Source organism: Silanimonas sp., from assembly GCF_027531545.1.
Classification (GTDB): domain Bacteria; phylum Pseudomonadota; class Gammaproteobacteria; order Xanthomonadales; family Xanthomonadaceae; genus Silanimonas.
On the sequence record NZ_JAPZSC010000007.1, the window covers coordinates 23,204 to 37,747 of the forward strand.

16 protein-coding genes are annotated in these 14,544 nt (G+C 69.3%); 2 read left to right on the forward strand and 14 right to left on the reverse strand.

Going from position 1 to position 14,544, the window contains the following annotated elements; genetic code table 11:
- Positions 1 to 28 precede the first annotated feature (28 nt).
- From O9280_RS07210 to O9280_RS07265, 12 genes are read right to left on the reverse strand one after another with little or no spacing between them, the layout of a single operon-like run.
- The gene (locus O9280_RS07210; protein WP_298340661.1) at positions 29 to 2,317 is read right to left on the reverse strand and encodes a ComEC/Rec2 family competence protein; all 2,289 of its coding nucleotides are present in this window, start codon (positions 2,315 to 2,317) and stop codon (positions 29 to 31) included.
- A 1-nt stretch (position 2,318) separates the two neighbouring features.
- Positions 2,319 to 3,017 carry a lipoprotein-releasing ABC transporter ATP-binding protein LolD gene (gene lolD / locus O9280_RS07215; protein ID WP_298340662.1) on the reverse strand — a complete coding sequence of 233 codons (699 nt, stop codon included), beginning with the start codon at positions 3,015 to 3,017 and terminating at the stop codon, positions 2,319 to 2,321.
- Positions 3,010 to 4,254 carry a lipoprotein-releasing ABC transporter permease subunit gene (locus O9280_RS07220; RefSeq protein WP_298340664.1) on the reverse strand — a complete coding sequence of 415 codons (1,245 nt, stop codon included), beginning with the start codon at positions 4,252 to 4,254 and terminating at the stop codon, positions 3,010 to 3,012. The genes lolD and O9280_RS07220 overlap by 8 nt, the downstream gene beginning before the upstream one ends.
- Positions 4,255 to 4,256: 2 nt before the next feature.
- Positions 4,257 to 4,646 carry a hypothetical protein gene (locus tag O9280_RS07225; RefSeq protein WP_298340666.1) on the reverse strand — a complete coding sequence of 130 codons (390 nt, stop codon included), beginning with the start codon at positions 4,644 to 4,646 and terminating at the stop codon, positions 4,257 to 4,259.
- Between the two features lie 28 nt (positions 4,647 to 4,674).
- Complete coding sequence (locus O9280_RS07230) at positions 4,675 to 4,929, reverse strand: succinate dehydrogenase assembly factor 2 (RefSeq protein ID WP_297866392.1); 255 nt, start codon at positions 4,927 to 4,929, stop codon at positions 4,675 to 4,677.
- Positions 4,930 to 4,957: 28 nt separating this feature from the next.
- Positions 4,958 to 5,386, reverse strand: a complete 429-nt coding sequence (locus tag O9280_RS07235) for an MAPEG family protein (protein ID WP_298340668.1) — start codon at positions 5,384 to 5,386, stop codon at positions 4,958 to 4,960.
- On the reverse strand, positions 5,386 to 6,174 hold the full coding sequence (locus O9280_RS07240; RefSeq protein ID WP_298340670.1) for a succinate dehydrogenase iron-sulfur subunit: 789 nt from the start codon (positions 6,172 to 6,174) through the stop codon (positions 5,386 to 5,388). The genes O9280_RS07235 and O9280_RS07240 overlap by 1 nt, the downstream gene beginning before the upstream one ends.
- A 14-nt stretch (positions 6,175 to 6,188) precedes the next feature.
- Complete coding sequence (locus O9280_RS07245) at positions 6,189 to 6,557, reverse strand: Mpo1-like protein (RefSeq protein ID WP_298340672.1); 369 nt, start codon at positions 6,555 to 6,557, stop codon at positions 6,189 to 6,191.
- 1 nt (position 6,558) lies between these two features.
- On the reverse strand, positions 6,559 to 8,352 hold the full coding sequence (gene sdhA / locus O9280_RS07250; RefSeq protein WP_298340674.1) for a succinate dehydrogenase flavoprotein subunit: 1,794 nt from the start codon (positions 8,350 to 8,352) through the stop codon (positions 6,559 to 6,561).
- A 7-nt stretch (positions 8,353 to 8,359) separates the two neighbouring features.
- Positions 8,360 to 8,743 carry a succinate dehydrogenase, hydrophobic membrane anchor protein gene (sdhD, locus tag O9280_RS07255; RefSeq protein WP_298340676.1) on the reverse strand — a complete coding sequence of 128 codons (384 nt, stop codon included), beginning with the start codon at positions 8,741 to 8,743 and terminating at the stop codon, positions 8,360 to 8,362.
- A complete protein-coding gene (sdhC, locus tag O9280_RS07260; protein ID WP_298340679.1) occupies positions 8,740 to 9,135 on the reverse strand; it encodes a succinate dehydrogenase, cytochrome b556 subunit in 396 nt (131 codons plus the stop codon). The genes sdhD and sdhC overlap by 4 nt, the downstream gene beginning before the upstream one ends.
- Before the next feature lie 45 nt (positions 9,136 to 9,180).
- Positions 9,181 to 9,294: a DUF1674 domain-containing protein gene (locus O9280_RS07265; protein WP_297866399.1), complete on the reverse strand. Its 114-nt coding sequence runs from the start codon at positions 9,292 to 9,294 to the stop codon at positions 9,181 to 9,183.
- 96 nt (positions 9,295 to 9,390) lie between these two features.
- Here O9280_RS07265 and O9280_RS07270 point away from each other — a divergent pair, with 96 nt between their 5' ends.
- Both O9280_RS07270 and O9280_RS07275 read left to right on the forward strand, forming a co-directional pair.
- Positions 9,391 to 10,287, forward strand: a complete 897-nt coding sequence (locus tag O9280_RS07270) for a folate-binding protein (protein WP_298340681.1) — start codon at positions 9,391 to 9,393, stop codon at positions 10,285 to 10,287.
- An 80-nt stretch (positions 10,288 to 10,367) separates the two neighbouring features.
- A complete protein-coding gene (locus tag O9280_RS07275) occupies positions 10,368 to 11,264 on the forward strand; it encodes a PhnD/SsuA/transferrin family substrate-binding protein (protein WP_298340683.1) in 897 nt (298 codons plus the stop codon).
- 24 nt (positions 11,265 to 11,288) lie between these two features.
- Here O9280_RS07275 and O9280_RS07280 read toward each other — a convergent pair whose 3' ends face one another.
- Positions 11,289 to 12,176 carry an adenylate/guanylate cyclase domain-containing protein gene (locus tag O9280_RS07280; RefSeq protein ID WP_298340685.1) on the reverse strand — a complete coding sequence of 296 codons (888 nt, stop codon included), beginning with the start codon at positions 12,174 to 12,176 and terminating at the stop codon, positions 11,289 to 11,291.
- A 31-nt stretch (positions 12,177 to 12,207) separates the two neighbouring features.
- Positions 12,208 to 14,487, reverse strand: a complete 2,280-nt coding sequence (locus O9280_RS07285) for a thiamine pyrophosphate-dependent enzyme (protein WP_298340687.1) — start codon at positions 14,485 to 14,487, stop codon at positions 12,208 to 12,210.
- Between the last annotated feature and the right edge of the window lie 57 nt (positions 14,488 to 14,544).

The following is a 14,544-nucleotide window of genomic DNA, read 5'->3' on the forward strand; positions in this document are numbered from 1 at the left end:
GCCCGGCGCGGCGGCGGGTCGCCACGCGTCAGGGTGAACCGGGGTGCCACCAGCGGGTCGGGCCGTTTCGCGCGCGTGTCGGCGCATCGGGCGCGGACGAGTGCCACGACAGCGCGCCCTCGCGGTCGACGCGATGGAGGTCGTCCGGCCATCGACGGGCGAGCGACGGACCCGGCGCGCGGGTCGCGATGCCCCCGGACGCGCCAAGCGCAGCGCGCCAGTGCCCGAGGGTCGCCGGCGCGCCCATCACCCACGCCCCGGCCGAGGGCGACGCCAGCCGGTGGGCCACCCATCGGCCGGCATCACTGGTGAGCCACGCAACACGGCCGGACGCACTGGACACGCGGAGCACGCAGGCCTCGTCCGCCGACGTGCCCGCCGCTTCCGGCGTCGGTGACAGCGCCTCGATCACGACGCCGTCCGCCGACCAGCGCCGGCCGGCCTCGCAGCGGGTGCCCGGGGTCGAAGCTGTCGTGCTTGGCGCGCGCCAGCGATGCCGGGGCAGGAAGGCCCGGTCGACTGCCGCGGCGCCGCCCAGACGACCGGCATTCCGACGGGTTTCGATGCGCAGGTCGATGGACTCGACGCCGGCGGCCCGCAGTCGGCGCGCCAGGTCCACGGGCTCGGGCCCGGCATCGACGAGCACGGTGCGCGTGGCCGTGCGCAAGAGGAGCGCATCGCCTCGCGGAAGCGCAAACGCGGTCACCGAGAACTCGTCGCGCGGGGGCAAGGTCAGCGGCGGGAACAGCATCGGTAGGACCAGCAACGCACCGGCGTAGCGCCAGCGGAGCCCACGCGGCAGCAGGACGATCGCCACGCCAAGGACGGCGAGGGCCAGCGACCACCCGGAGACCTCCGGCAGCCAGCGGCTGGACGACCACGCCTCAGGCACCTGTCCCATCACCCACCAGAACGCGTCCATCGCCCACGCGCCCACCTGCCACGCTACCTTCGAGAGCGTGTCCGACACCGGCATCAGCAGCGTGCCGAGCAGGCTCAAGGGCACCACGACCAGGCTAATCCACGGGATCGCGACCAGGTTCGCGAGCGGCCCGGCCACCGGCACCTGCAGGAAGAACGCCGCACCGAGCGGCAGCAAGCCCAGCGTCGCGACCCACTGCGCCTTCAGGAAGGTGCGCGGGCTCCATGGATCGGCCGAGCCCGGCAGGCACCACAGCAGCCAGGCCACGCCACCGCAGGACAGCCAGAAGCCCGGCGTCAGCAGCGAGAAGGGATCGCTCATGACGAGGAGCGCCATCGCAAGCAGCAAGGGCTGGGCGGTCGGGCTTCGGCGACGGCGGCCGATGACGAAGGCGACCACGGCGATCATCAGCACGGTGCGCACCGTCGGCAGGCTGAAGCCTGCGAGGGCTGCATACCCGGTCGCCACCACCAAGGCCGCGGCGGCGGCGGCCGGTCGACGCCGCATCCGGTGCGCGAGGGTCGGCCACCACCACCAGAACAGGCGCACCAGCACGACACCCAGCCCCGCGACCATGCCGACATGGAAACCGGAGATCGCGATCAGATGGGTGAGACCGAACTGTCGAAGCTGCTCCCAGTCGTCGTCCGACAAGCCGCGCGTGTCGCCCACGGCCAACGCGGCAACGAACCGTGCACGTTCGCCACCCAGCGCCTCGATGATGCGATCGGAAATGCTGCCGCGCAGGGCGTGCAGTCCACCGGGAGCCCCCAGTCGCAGCGGTCGATCGCTGGCCAGCACCACGCCCTGCGCATCGATGCCGGCCACCAGCGCGCGACGCGCTTCATCGGGATCGCCGGGATTCATCGGACGCGACCACGGGCGCAGTCGCACCGCGAACCGCCACACCTCGCCGGGTCGCAAGCTGCGCCCGCCGCCATACCAGTCGAGCGCGATCCGCCGCCTGGCCAGCGCATCGGCCACCGCTTCGGACGCACCGACGACGCGTTCGATGTCGGCCCTGAAGCGCGCGCCGTTCTGGCGGAACTCGCTCAAGCCGACGACGCGGACGTCGATGCGGACCGTCGTGCCGTCGAGGACGGCTGGCGGACGACGATCCAAGGCGGCCTCGCCGTGCATCGCACAGAGCCCGGCGCCGAGGGCGAAGGCGGCAAGCCACGCCATCGCCACGCTGACGGCCTCGCCGCCTGATGCCGACGCGCGCACGGCGAGGTGGCGCGCCAGTGCCCAGGCCGCGATGGCGAACGCGACGACACCGACGGCCAGGCCGTGCGGCAACAGCGCCGGCGCCTGAAGCTGCGCAAGCACGCCCGCGCAGAGCGCGGCGATCCATCCGGCATCGAGGGTCGAAGGGCGTCCTTGCCCGGGCGTCATGTCAGTCCGGCACCCAGGGCTGCAGACGCCCGCCCTTCAGTTCGAGCACGCGGTCCAAACGCTGTGCGAGGCGGCGGTCGTGGGTGACCATCACCAGCGCCGTGCCCTGTGCGCGGTTCAGCGAGAGCAGCAGATCGAACACCACGCGCGCCGAGTGTTCATCGAGGTTGCCCGTGGGCTCGTCGCCGAGCACGCAGGCCGGCTTCGTCACCAGCGCGCGCGCCACCGCGCAGCGCTGCCGCTCGCCACCGGAAAGCTCGCCGGGCTTGTGCGTAAGGCGATGCCCGATGCCAACCGCCTCGAGCAGCGCACGGGCCGGGGCTTCCGCCTCGTGCGGCGCGGCGCCGCGCACCAGCAGGGGCAGCATCACGTTCTCGAGTGCGGTGAATTCCGGCAGCAGGTGGTGGAACTGGTAGATGAAACCCAGCGCGCGATTGCGCAGCTTTCCGCGTGCCGCGTCGTCCAGCGCCGCCATCGACTGCCCGTCGACGCTCACCTCACCCGAGGTCGGCGTGTCGAGGCCGCCGAGCAGGTGCAGCAGGGTGCTCTTGCCCGCGCCGGAAGCACCGATGATCGCAACGGTCTCGCCGCGCTTCACGTCGAGGTCGAGGTCGTGGAAGACTGGCGTTTCGAGCGAGCCTTCGCGGTAGGTCTTGGTGAGGCGCCGGGCCTCCAGCACGGTCGTCATCGCGTCACTCATAGCGGAGGGCCGTCGCCGGATCGGTGCGCGAGGCGCGCCAGGCCGGGTACAGCGTGGCGAGGAAGCTGAGCAGCAGGGTCATGCCGGCCACGGCGGCGACATCACCGGGGTAGACGGCGGTTGGCACGCCGGTGATGTAGTAGACGTCCGGGGGCATCAGGGTCACGCCGAGCAGGCCCTCGACCCAGCGCACCACCGCACCGAGGTTGACGCCCAGCAGCACGCCGCCGATCACGCCCAGCGTGGTGCCGACGAAGCCAATGACGCTGCCCTGCACGATGAACACGCCCATCACCTGGCGCGGCGTGAGGCCCAGCGTGCGCAGGATGGCGATGTCGGCCTGTTTCTCCTGCACCAGCATCACCAGCGAGGAGACGAGATTGAACGAGGCGATGGTCACCACCAGCGACAGCAGCAGGAACATCACCGTGCGTTCGAGCGCCAGCGCGCTGAAGAAGTTGCGGTTGTCGCGCATCCAGTCGCTGGCGATCACCGGCACCGGAATGCGCGTTGCAAGATCGTCGGCCACGGTGCCGGCGCTCCACAGGTCGGCCACCTTGATGCGGACGCCGCTGACGCCCTCGCCCATTCGCAGCATGCGCTGCGCATCCCCAAGCGCGATGAAGGCGAAGCTGCTGTCGGCGGTGTGCTCGCCCATCGAGAAGGTGCCGACGACGGTGAAACGCTTCGAACGCGGGATCGCGCCGATCGGCGTGCTGGTGAATTCGTTGAGGGTGACGTTGATGCGGTCGCCGACGCGAACGCCCAGCGCGATGGCGAGCTGGTCGCCGAGCAGGATGCCGAAACCGCCATCGACCAGATCATCGATGGAACCGCTGCGCATGCGCGTGGCCAGTTCCGAGACGCCACGCTCTTCGCCCGGGCGGATCCCCATAACGAGTCCCGCGCTCGTACGTGCGCCGCTGAGCAGGCCCTCGCGCTGCACATACGGCGCGGCGCCGACCACGCGAGCATCCTCGCGCGCCACCTCGACCACCGTGGACCAGTCTTCGAGCGGGCCGCCGTAGCCCGCCACGGTCACATGCGCCACCGAGCCAAGCAGGCGGTCGCGGATCTCGCGCTGGAAGCCGCTCATCACGGCGATGACCGTGATCAGGGCGACCACGCCGACGACGATGCCGAGGATCGACGCGGCGGACGTGAAACTGATGCGGCGGTCGCGACGGCGAGCGCGCAGGTAGCGCAGGCCGATGGCCAGCGGAAGCGGTTGGAACATTCCTAGCCCATCCAGAACTGCGGGAGCGGCGACACCGGCGTCGCCGAGCGGGCCCAACGTCGCAGCAGGCGGCGTCCGGGCGCGCACAGGGTATCCGGCCAGAAGACCACCGTGGTGCCACAGGTGGGGAATCGGACCGTGGTCACCGGCCACTGTTCATGCGCGGCGGCCGGACCTTCCACCGGCGCGCCCACCGCCAGCGACCAACGCGCCCGCCGTTCCGGCAGCAGTTCGAGCACGCCGCAGGGCTCGCTTCGGACAGCCTTGGCGCGCCACAGCCCGAGGCCCATCGCAACGACGACGAGCAGCCACGCCAGCGACGTCGGCACGTCCACGGCCCAGCGCGTCGCCAGCAGGGACGCGGCGACGAAGGGCCAAAGCACCACGATCATCGCCGCGTGGCAACGCGACGGTCGCCACTCAAGGCGGGAGGGTGAGCAGTCGGTCGACGAATCCAGCAAGGGCGGGGTCCTCCGGGCGCTCGCGGCCCATGCACCATCGCCACAGGATGTCGTCTTCGGTATCCAGAAGCTTGAGGAAAAGCGCTCGGTCGGCTTCGGAAGACGTCGCGAACGAACGATCGAGGAATCGTTCCATCAGCTGGTCGAGTTCACGCATGCCGCGGCGGCAGCGCCACTTCAGCCGCTTGAGTTCGACGGGATCGACGTCGGTCACGATGCGAGCCCCTGCTCCGATCCGGCGGTCAGAGCACGCCGGCCCAGTGCAGGGCGAGCTGGAGCCAGAGGAACAGCAGGGCCGTGCAGCCGGCGATGAAGGCCTGGAAGCGGCGCATCACCTTGTTCCGGCCGCAGGCCTCGAAGGCCATCAGCAGGCGCGCGCCGACGAAAGCCCAGGCCATCAGCAGCACGCCGGTGGTCGCCACGCCCGTCTGCATCGCCGCGAGGCAGCCGGCGTAGAACAGCACCGGGGTCTCGAAGAGATTCCGGAAGTGATCCGCCGCCCGGGTGTCCTCCATCGCCTCGGCCATCTGCTTCGCCGAAGCCACGGCCTGCGGATGGATGCTCCGGCGCTTCATCTCCGGGATCCGGGTGAGGAACAAGCGCACGGCCACGGCGAACACCAGCGCGACCATCGCCAGCATCGGCCACGCGAGCGACGAGGCGGCGAGCATCAGGCGCCCCGGCGCACGAGCATCAGCTTCTTGATCTCGGCGATCGCCTTCGCGGGGTTCAGGCCCTTCGGGCAGGTCCGCGCGCAGTTCATGATCGTGTGGCAGCGGTAGAGCTTGAACGGGTCCTCGAGGTCGTCGAGTCGCGCACCGGTGTCTTCGTCACGCGAATCGATGATCCAGCGGTAGGCCTGGAGCAGGATGGCCGGGCCGAGGTAGCGGTCGCCGTTCCACCAGTAGCTCGGGCAGCTCGTGCTGCAGCAGGCGCACAGGATGCACTCGTAGAGGCCGTCGAGCTTCTTGCGGTCTTCCGGCGACTGCAGGCGCTCGCCGCTGGCCGGGGCGGCGCTCTGCGTGCGCATCCACGGGCGGATCGAGGCGTACTGCGCGTAGAAGTGCGTCAGGTCCGGCACCAGGTCCTTGATCACCGGCATGTGCGGCAACGGGTAGATCGGCACGTCCTTCTTGCCGCACTCGTCGATGGCCTTGGTGCAGGCCAGCGTGTTCGTGCCGTCGATGTTCATCGCGCACGAGCCGCAGATGCCCTCGCGGCAGGAACGGCGGAAGGTCAGCGTCGGATCGATCTCGTTCTTGATCTTGATCAGCGCGTCCAGAACCATCGGGCCGCAGCTGTCGAGGTCGACGTCGTAGGTGTCGACGCTGGGGTTCTTTCCGTCATCCGGATTCCAGCGGTACACCTTGAAACTGCGGACGTTCTTCGCCCCGGCCGGCGCGGGGAAATGCTTGCCCTTGCCGATCTTGGAGTTCTGGGGAAGGGTGAACTCAGCCATCGTGTGACCTCGGGTCAGTGGTGCCCGGCGGGGCGCGTGACGTTGCGCATCCAGCCGCCGGAAAGGACGAAACGGGGAAAGGTGACGAACTGCTCGGCGAAGACGCGCTTCAGGAAATCACCGGGGCCATCGAAAGGAACCGGCGCCGACGCCTCGCGCTTGTGGCCGATGCCCTGGATGAGGAAGGCGAGCACCACGAAAGAAAGCGACGCGACGACGCCAACGAGGCTGAGCGCGAGCAGGTTGAGCCCCGCCGCGAGCGTGCCGGCGATGAAAGCCGGCACCGCGTAGAGGTGCAACCAGAGGTTGAGCTTGTCCTGGTGGCGTTCCGCGTAATCGCGGAACTGCCAGGCCAGCAAGCCGCCTTCGCGCTCGGCGCCCATGTCAGTACTTGCGCGCCTTGGGCGGGATGGTCTGCACGGCGTCGGTCTGGGTGTACAGGTGCACCGGACGGTAGTCGATGCGCGTGTCGCCCTTCTCGTCGATCCAGCACAGCGTGTGCTTCATCCAGTCGGCGTCGTTGCGGTCCGGGAAGTCCTCGCGGGCATGGGCGCCGCGCGATTCCTTGCGGTTCTCCGCCGAGACCATGGTGACCACCGCCTGCGAGAGCAGGTTCTGCAGCTCCAGCGTCTCGATGAGGTCGGAGTTCCACACCAGCGAACGGTCGGTGACTTTGACGTCCTCGAAGCTCTTGAACGCGGCGTTGATCTTGCTGACGCCCTGCTGCAGCGTTTCGCCGGTGCGGAACACCGCGGCGTCGTTCTGCATGATGCGCTGCATGTTCAGGCGGATGTCGGCCGTCGGCGTGCCGCCCTTGGCGAAGCGCAGCTTGTCGAGGTTGGCGAGCGACTTGTCGAGCGCATCGGAAGCGAGGCGCTTGTGCGGCTGGCCCGGCTTGATCGTCTCGGCGCAGCGGTTGGCCACGGCGCGACCGAACACCACGAGGTCGAGCAGCGAGTTCGAGCCGAGGCGGTTGGCGCCGTGCACCGACACGCAGGCCGCTTCGCCGATCGAGTACAGGCCCGGCACGACCGAATCCGGGTTGCCGTCCGTCTTGGTGACGACTTCGCCGTGGTAGTTGGTCTGCAGGCCGCCCATGTTGTAGTGGACGGTCGGCAGCACCGGGATCGGCTGCTTCTCGACGTCGACGCCGGCGAAGATCTTCGCCGTCTCCGCGATGCCCGGCAGGCGCTCGTGGATGACCTTCGGATCGAGGTGGGTCAGGTCGAGGTGGATGTGGTCGCCGTTGGCGCCTACGCCGCGGCCTTCGCGGATCTCGATGGTCATCGAACGGCTGACCATGTCGCGCGGCGCGAGGTCCTTCACGCTCGGCGCGTAGCGCTCCATGAAGCGCTCGCCCTGCGCGTTGCGCAGGATGCCGCCTTCGCCGCGCACGCCTTCGGTGATCAGGCAGCCGGCCCCGTAGATACCGGTCGGGTGGAACTGCACGAACTCCATGTCCTGCAGCGGCAGGCCGGCGCGCAGCGCCATGCCGCCGCCGTCGCCGGTGCAGGTGTGCGCCGACGTCGCCGAGAAGTAGGCGCGGCCGTAGCCACCGGTGGCCAGCACCACGCCGTGGGCGCGGAACACGTGGATCGTGCCTTCGGCCATGTCGAGGGCGATCACGCCTCGGCACACGCCCTCTTCGTCCATGATCAGGTCGAGGGCGAAGTACTCGATGAAGAAACGCGCGTCATGCGCCAGCGACTGCTGGTAAAGCGTGTGCAGGATGGCGTGGCCGGTGCGGTCGGCGGCGGCGCAGGTGCGCTGGGCCGGAGGGCCCTCGCCGTAGCGGGTGGTCATGCCGCCGAAGGGGCGCTGGTAGATCTTGCCTTCCTCGGTGCGCGAGAACGGCACGCCGTAGTGCTCGAGCTCGATGATGGCCGGGATGGCCTCGCGGCACATGTACTCGATGGCGTCCTGGTCGCCCAGCCAATCCGAGCCCTTCACGGTGTCGAAGAAGTGGTAGCGCCAGTCGTCCTCGCCCATGTTGGCGAGCGCGGCGGAGATGCCGCCCTGAGCCGCCACGGTGTGCGAGCGGGTCGGGAAGACCTTGGAGATGCAGGCCGTCTGCAGGCCCTTGGCGGCGAGGCCGAAGGTGGCGCGGAGACCGGCGCCGCCCGCACCGACGACGATCATGTCGTACTGGTGTTCGGTGATCTTGTAGGCAGTCGTCATGGGGGACTCAGGCGGTGAAGGCGATGCGGCCGATGGCCACGACGGAAGCGAGGGCGGCGAGCGCGTAGGCGAACTTCACGACGAGCTGCAGCGCGACTTCCAGCCACGGGGTGTGGATGTAGTCCTCGATCACGACCTGCAGGCCGAGGCGAGCGTGCCAGGTGACGGCGAGCACGAAGGCCAGCATCAGGGTGGCGTTCATCGGCTCGGCGAGGAATGCGCGGGCATTCGCGTGGTCGAGGCCGATGAGCGACACCGCGGTGATCACGAACCACGGCACGAGGAAGAGCAGCGCCGCGGCGCTGACGCGCTGCGCCCACCAGTGGGCCACGCCTTCCTTCGCGCTGCCGAGGCCACGGGCCACGGCCCAGGGATGGCGAAGACGGCTCATGCGGCACCTCCGACGCTCAGGCCGGCGTACCAGAGCAGGCCGGTGAAGACGACCGCGAGCGCGATCACGGTGTAGCCGGAGCGGTAGACCTGCGGAATCTCGAAGCCGAGGCCCATGTCCCACACGAGGTGGCGGACGCCGTTGAGCAGGTGGTAGACGAGGGTGGCGGCGAAACCGAACAGGGCGACCTGGCCCGGGAGCGAGCCGGCGACGGCGATGAACTGCGCGTAGGCCTCACCGCCCGAGGCGAGGGCCACCAGCCACCACGCCAGCACGAGCACGCCGAGGGCATTCACGATGCCGGTCATGCGATGCAGGATCGACATCGTGGAAGTGATCTGCTTCGCGTAGATCTGCAGATGCGGTGACAGGGGTCGTTGCTGCGTGGCCATGGGCTCCGCTCGTTCGGGTGTCGGATGGGGGACCGCGTCCTGCGGTCAGAAGTCGATGCAGCGGCCGTTCTTTTCCCAGTCGCCGAAGCGGGTGGGTTCCGGGCCGTCGCGACCGCCGACCTCGGCCGGCGTGCCGGCTCCAGTGGCAGCCGAGGGCATGGGGCTGGATGCGTCCGCCTCGGCGTGCGTCGATTCAGGCCGACGCTCGGCTGGATCGAGGTCGCCTAGAATGTGCGTCTGCGGAAGCATCCGTGGATGTTAAGCACCCGTTCCCCGACGTTCAAGCACGGCACCGTGAAATCCACTGAAAACGCCCTGATCGGCGATCTCACCCTGTTGTCGATGCAGGGCCCGGACGCCGAGGCCTTCGCGCAGTCGCAAACCATGAACGACGTGCAGGCGCTGGCCGTCGGCCATTGGCATTGGAACGGCTGGCTCAATGCAAAGGGCCGCGTGCTCGCCCTGTTCGCCTTGGCGAGGCCGGCCCCGGGCGAACTGCTGCTCGTGGTGCTCGACGAATCGGCCCCTGCCCTGCGCGATGGACTGCAGCGCTTCGTGTTCCGGAGCAAGGTTCGCCTCATCGTCCGCGACGACCTCGGCGCCTTCGCCGAAACCACGGAGGCGCCCAGCCCGCTGGAGGCGCGCGATCGCTGCATCCAGGCGGCCGATGGTGGCCTGATCCTCGACCTCAGCACCGAACACGGGGCGCGGCGCCTGCGGATCGCCGCACGGGGCGACCACGCGATCGACGCCGAAGCCACCCGCCGCTGGCGGGAAGCCGATCTCCGTCACGGCCTGCCGCGCTGGCCGGCGGGACGCGAGCATGGCTGGACCCCGCACATGCTTTCCCTCGACCGGCTCAAGGCCTTCAGCACCCGCAAGGGGTGCTACCCGGGCCAGGAGATCGTCGCCCGAACGCATTTCCTCGGCCAATCCAAGCGCCAAGCCTGGTGGCTGGACGGGGTGGGCCTCGCCACCGGGCAGGCCGTGTCCGACGCGGAGGGGCGCTCGATCGGCGAGGTGGTCGAGGCCACGGCAGATGGGCGCGGCGCCCTCGCCGTTGCCGCCCTGCCCGCCGCGGGCCCGGTGGGGGGCGTCCATGGCCCGGCGCTGGCTTCACCGCTGTTGACGGGCCTCGCGCGCCCTGCCTGAGGAAAAGCTCTAAACTGGCCGCGAGCGGTCTGCGCTGCCGGGGGGCGGCGCGGGGCACCGTATTCCGGAGGCAGTGAGCGATGTCGAATGTGTTCCGCGGCGCCTGGGGCGCCGTTCTCGTGGCCGGCCTGATGGCCGGTATGTCGGCGGCCGCCCAAGGGGCGAACTACACCCTGACGGTCGAACCCAACTACCCCGCGGACCAGATCCGCGAGGTGTACGGGCCGCTGGTGGGCTATCTCAACCGGACCACTGGCCATCGCTTCACGGTGCGATCGGCGGCCAACTTCAACGAGCACTGGCGCGACCTCCGCTCGGGTGCCAAGCACCAGTTCGTCTTCGAAGAAGGGCACTTCTTCGACTACCGCCGCAAGCGCAGTGGCGCCATCGGCGTGGCGCGCACGCAGGAGAACTCGGCGTTCGTGATCGCCGTGGCCGACCCCGAGATCGCCGCCGAAGGCCTCGAGGGCATCGTCGGCCGCACCGTCGCCAGCCTCGGCGCGCCGAACCTGGCCTACGTGCTCGTGTTCGACGCCTTCCGCAACCCGCTGGCGCAGCCCGAAGTTCGCTCGGTCAGCAGCAAGTGGTCGGACGGCCCCGACCTCGTCTTCTCCGGGGACGTGGAGGGCACCCTGCTGCCGGCCTACATGGCGAGCGAGAACCCGGCACTCACCGAGATCTGGCGCAGCCGCGAAGTGCCCGGCCGCGTCTTCAGCGCCTCGCCGGAACTGCCGCAGGACGTCCGCCAGAAAGTAGCCGACGCGCTGCTCAAGCTGCACGAGGATCCGGAGGCCTACGCGGTGATGACCGAACTGCGCACCGAGCGCCTCGTGGCGGTCGACCAGATCGCCTACGACGGACTCGAGCGCTTGCTGGTGAATTCGTTCGGCTACGTGGCGCCTGCCGAACCGGCGGCACCCGCAGCCGCCCCGGCCGCGGCGGAAGCGCCTGTGGAAGCCTCCGCGCCCGCCAACTGAGGCGGGCTCCGTCACGCTGCCCAGTCAGGGGCAGCGGAAGTAGATCAGGGCATCGGCATTCTGCGCCGAGCCCTTGCCGAGACTGATCACGCCCGAGCGACGGAGCTTGGCCTCGTCGCGGTGCACGCGCTGCTCGTCGTCGCCCTCGATGCGGAAGAAGCTGCCGTTGGTGGAGCGGTCGGTCAGGATGTACTGGCCACGCTGGAACTCGATCACGGCATGGCTACGGCTGACGCAATCGGACTCGACGACGATGCTGCTGCCCGGATCGCGGCCGAGGGTGAGCGGCGGCGAGGTTGGCGTCAGTTCGATCGTCCGTCCCTTGAACTCGAGGATCAGGCGGCTGTCGAGGCCGGGTGTCCCGATGCCGAGCGCGCTCTGCACCATCGTCATGCCGGCGGGATTCTCCTGCCAGATGATGTCGACGATATCGATGGCCTGCAGCTTGCCCGACACCTGGGCCGTGCCCAGCGAGCGGAAAGGCGTGTGCCTGAGGCCCGCCACGGTGGAGGCCGTGGTGACGATCTGTTCACGACCCGCCAGCTTGGCCATCCGCGCGGCGGTGTTGACGGCATCGCCGTAGACATCGCCATCGTCCTCCACAAGGCATTCGCCGAAGTGGAGGCCGATGCGGATCGCGAGGTGGTTGGCAATGCAGGTCGGGTCTGTCGCCACATGGCGCTGCATGGCCACGGCGGCGTCGACGCCGTCCATCGCCGTCGGAAGGGCGCACATGATCTCGTCGCCGATGGTCTTGATGACGCGCCCGTCGTACTTGCGGCACACCACCGACAGGCCCTCGAGGATCTGCGCGATGAGCTGGCGGGCGACCACGTCACCGCGCTGCTCGAACAGCTTGGTGCTGCCACTGACGTCGGCAAACAGCAATGTCAGGGGCCTGGACTGGGGCATCGGGCGAACTCCTTCCGGCGGGAAGCTTACCTCAGGCCAACCCGGCGGCGGCGGCCACGATGTCGGCTTCGGACGGCAGCACGAGGAAAGCCGCGCCGGCCAGCGGCGTGTAGGTGTCGGCGCCGCAGACGCGGGCCAGCGGCGTCGCGCCGAGGCCGCCCTCGACCAGCGCGGTGATGATGCCCTCGCCCACCCCGGCGCTGCGGCGGCCCTCGTCGACGACTAGGATGCGCTTCGCGGTTTTCGCCTGCTCGAGGATGAACGCCTCGTTGAGCGGCAGCAGCCAGCGCAGATCGACCACGCGGACCTTCCAGCCTTGGGCAGCTTCGATCTGCCGCGCGGCCTTCAGGCTCATCGGCACGCCGTTGCCGAAGGTGTAGATCACCAGATCATCGCCCTCGCCATAGACCTTGCCCTCGCCCACCGGGATGGCGCGGTCGGGTGCCGGGTACTCGGTGAGCCACCCGCCGTCGCCGGCTTCGTGCAGGTCCTTCGTCATGTAGGTGGCGATCGGCTCGAGGAAGGCGCAGACGCGCCCGTCGACGCGGGCCAGGGCCATCATCGTGCGGAGCATCATCGCCGCATCGTCGCCACGGCTGGGGCAACCAATGACCAGGCCCGGGATGTCACGCAGCGCGGTGATCGAGTTGTCGTTGTGGAAGTGCCCGCCGAAGCCTCTCTGGTAGCCGAGGCCGGCGATGCGCACCACCATCGGGTTGCGGTACTGGCCGTTCGAGAAGAACTGCAGCGAGCAGGCCTCGCCGCGGATCTGGTCGCAGGCGTTGTGGAAGTAGGCGAGGTACTGGATCTCCGGCACCGGGATCATGCCGAGGTTGGCGTAGCCCTGCGCGAGACCGAGGATGATGGTCTCGTCGAGCAGCGTGTTGAACACGCGCGCCGGGCCGAAGGCCTTGTGCAAGCCCTTCGTCACCGTGTAGACGCCGCCCTTCTGCGCGACGTCCTCGCCGAACAGCAGGGTCTCCGGGTACTTGGCGAACAGGTCGTGCAGCGCCTGGTTGATCTGGATGGCGAGGTGTTTGGCCGGCTGCTTTTCGGGCAGCTTGGCCTCGCCGCCGAAGGCCTTCAGGCGGGCGTCCGCATAGTCGTTGCGCGTGGCCTCGCGGTGCACGAGCTCCGGATGGTGCGGGGCCAGCGGCGCGATGATCTCCTCGAGGGTCTCGATCTTCGGGCGGCGGTCGGCCTCCTCGGCGGCGGCGAAGCACTTGCCGCGGAAGGACTCGTAGTACGCCAGCAGCTGGTCCTTCGACATCAGGCCCGACATCAGCGCGATCTCGGCGGAGCGCAGCAGCGGGTCGCTGGCCTCGACCTGCACGAGTTCATCGATCGAACGCCATTCGATCTCGAAGTCGGTGCCGGCGTGGCCCATGATCCGCGTGGTCTTCAGGTGCAGGAAGGTCGGGCGGCGCGTGCGGCGGCAGTGCTCGACGGCAGCGGCCACCTGCCCGTAGCCGGCGGCGAGGTCGAGGCCGTCGGCGAAGAAGTAGTCGAGGCCATGCATGTTGCGGTAGCGCTCCGCCACCCAGCCGGTCGGCGTCTTCACCGAGATGCCGATGCCGTTGTCCTCGCAGACGTAGAGCACCGGCGCCGGCAGCTTCTGGTGTGCCGTCCACGCCGCGGCGTTGAAGGCCGTCTGGGCGGTCGCGTGGTTGCTGCTGGCATCGCCGAACGAACAGATCGCGATCGAGTCCTCGGGGATCGGCAGCGCGTGGCCGATGCGGCGCGCCTGTTCAATGGCGACCGCCGTGCCGAGCGCCTTCGGCAGATGCGAGGCGATGGTCGAGGTCTGAGGCAGCACCCACAAGGGCTTGCTGCCCCAGACCTTGTGGCGGCCGCCCGAGGCCGGGTCGTCCTTGCTGGCCGCGAAGCTCAGCGCCGAATCCATGATCGGGTCCATGCCCGGCAGCTTGCGGAAGCGCTCGGCCATGAAGCCGCCCGAGCGGTAGTGCAGGAAGGCCGGATCGGTGTGGCGCGTGGCGCGCGCGACCATCGCGTTGCCTTCGTGGCCACTGGAGCCGATGGTGTAGAAGACCTTGTTCTGCACGCGCAGCACGCGCGCCATCAGGTCGAGGTGGCGGCTGATCAACTGCGACTCGAACAAGTGCAGGAAATCGGTGGCCGTGAGCGTGGCACCGGGCAGCACCGCGGCATCGGCGGGCGGCGCGGCCTGGACCGGGCCGTCCCAGGCCTTCACGAAATCGCTGAAATTCTGGTCGCAGATCTCGGCGCGATTGAGGCCACGCATGCGGGCGGGGACCGGACGGGGAATCGCGGGGGCGTAGACGGCGGACATGGCGGGGGCGGAATCGGGAAAACGGCCATTGTAGGCGCTGCGTGATCGTGCGGCGCG

Coding starts and splice junctions, on each gene's coding strand:
- sdhD (WP_298340676.1), bottom strand. CDS start 8,743: ATGAGCCGTCTTCGCCATCCCTGGGCCGTGGCCCGTGGCCTCGGCAGC.
- O9280_RS07225 (WP_298340666.1), bottom strand. CDS start 4,646: ATGATCGTGGTGCTTTGGCCCTTCGTCGCCGCGTCCCTGCTGGCGACG.
- O9280_RS07240 (WP_298340670.1), bottom strand. CDS start 6,174: ATGGCTGAGTTCACCCTTCCCCAGAACTCCAAGATCGGCAAGGGCAAG.
- O9280_RS07285 (WP_298340687.1), bottom strand. CDS start 14,487: ATGTCCGCCGTCTACGCCCCCGCGATTCCCCGTCCGGTCCCCGCCCGC.
- O9280_RS07235 (WP_298340668.1), bottom strand. CDS start 5,386: ATGCTCGCCGCCTCGTCGCTCGCGTGGCCGATGCTGGCGATGGTCGCG.
- sdhA (WP_298340674.1), bottom strand. CDS start 8,352: ATGACGACTGCCTACAAGATCACCGAACACCAGTACGACATGATCGTC.
- O9280_RS07270 (WP_298340681.1), top strand. CDS start 9,391: ATGTTAAGCACCCGTTCCCCGACGTTCAAGCACGGCACCGTGAAATCC.
- O9280_RS07265 (WP_297866399.1), bottom strand. CDS start 9,294: ATGCCCTCGGCTGCCACTGGAGCCGGCACGCCGGCCGAGGTCGGCGGT.
- O9280_RS07210 (WP_298340661.1), bottom strand. CDS start 2,317: ATGACGCCCGGGCAAGGACGCCCTTCGACCCTCGATGCCGGATGGATC.
- O9280_RS07245 (WP_298340672.1), bottom strand. CDS start 6,557: ATGGGCGCCGAGCGCGAAGGCGGCTTGCTGGCCTGGCAGTTCCGCGAT.
- lolD (WP_298340662.1), bottom strand. CDS start 3,017: ATGAGTGACGCGATGACGACCGTGCTGGAGGCCCGGCGCCTCACCAAG.
- O9280_RS07275 (WP_298340683.1), top strand. CDS start 10,368: ATGTCGAATGTGTTCCGCGGCGCCTGGGGCGCCGTTCTCGTGGCCGGC.
- O9280_RS07220 (WP_298340664.1), bottom strand. CDS start 4,254: ATGTTCCAACCGCTTCCGCTGGCCATCGGCCTGCGCTACCTGCGCGCT.
- O9280_RS07280 (WP_298340685.1), bottom strand. CDS start 12,176: ATGCCCCAGTCCAGGCCCCTGACATTGCTGTTTGCCGACGTCAGTGGC.
- sdhC (WP_298340679.1), bottom strand. CDS start 9,135: ATGGCCACGCAGCAACGACCCCTGTCACCGCATCTGCAGATCTACGCG.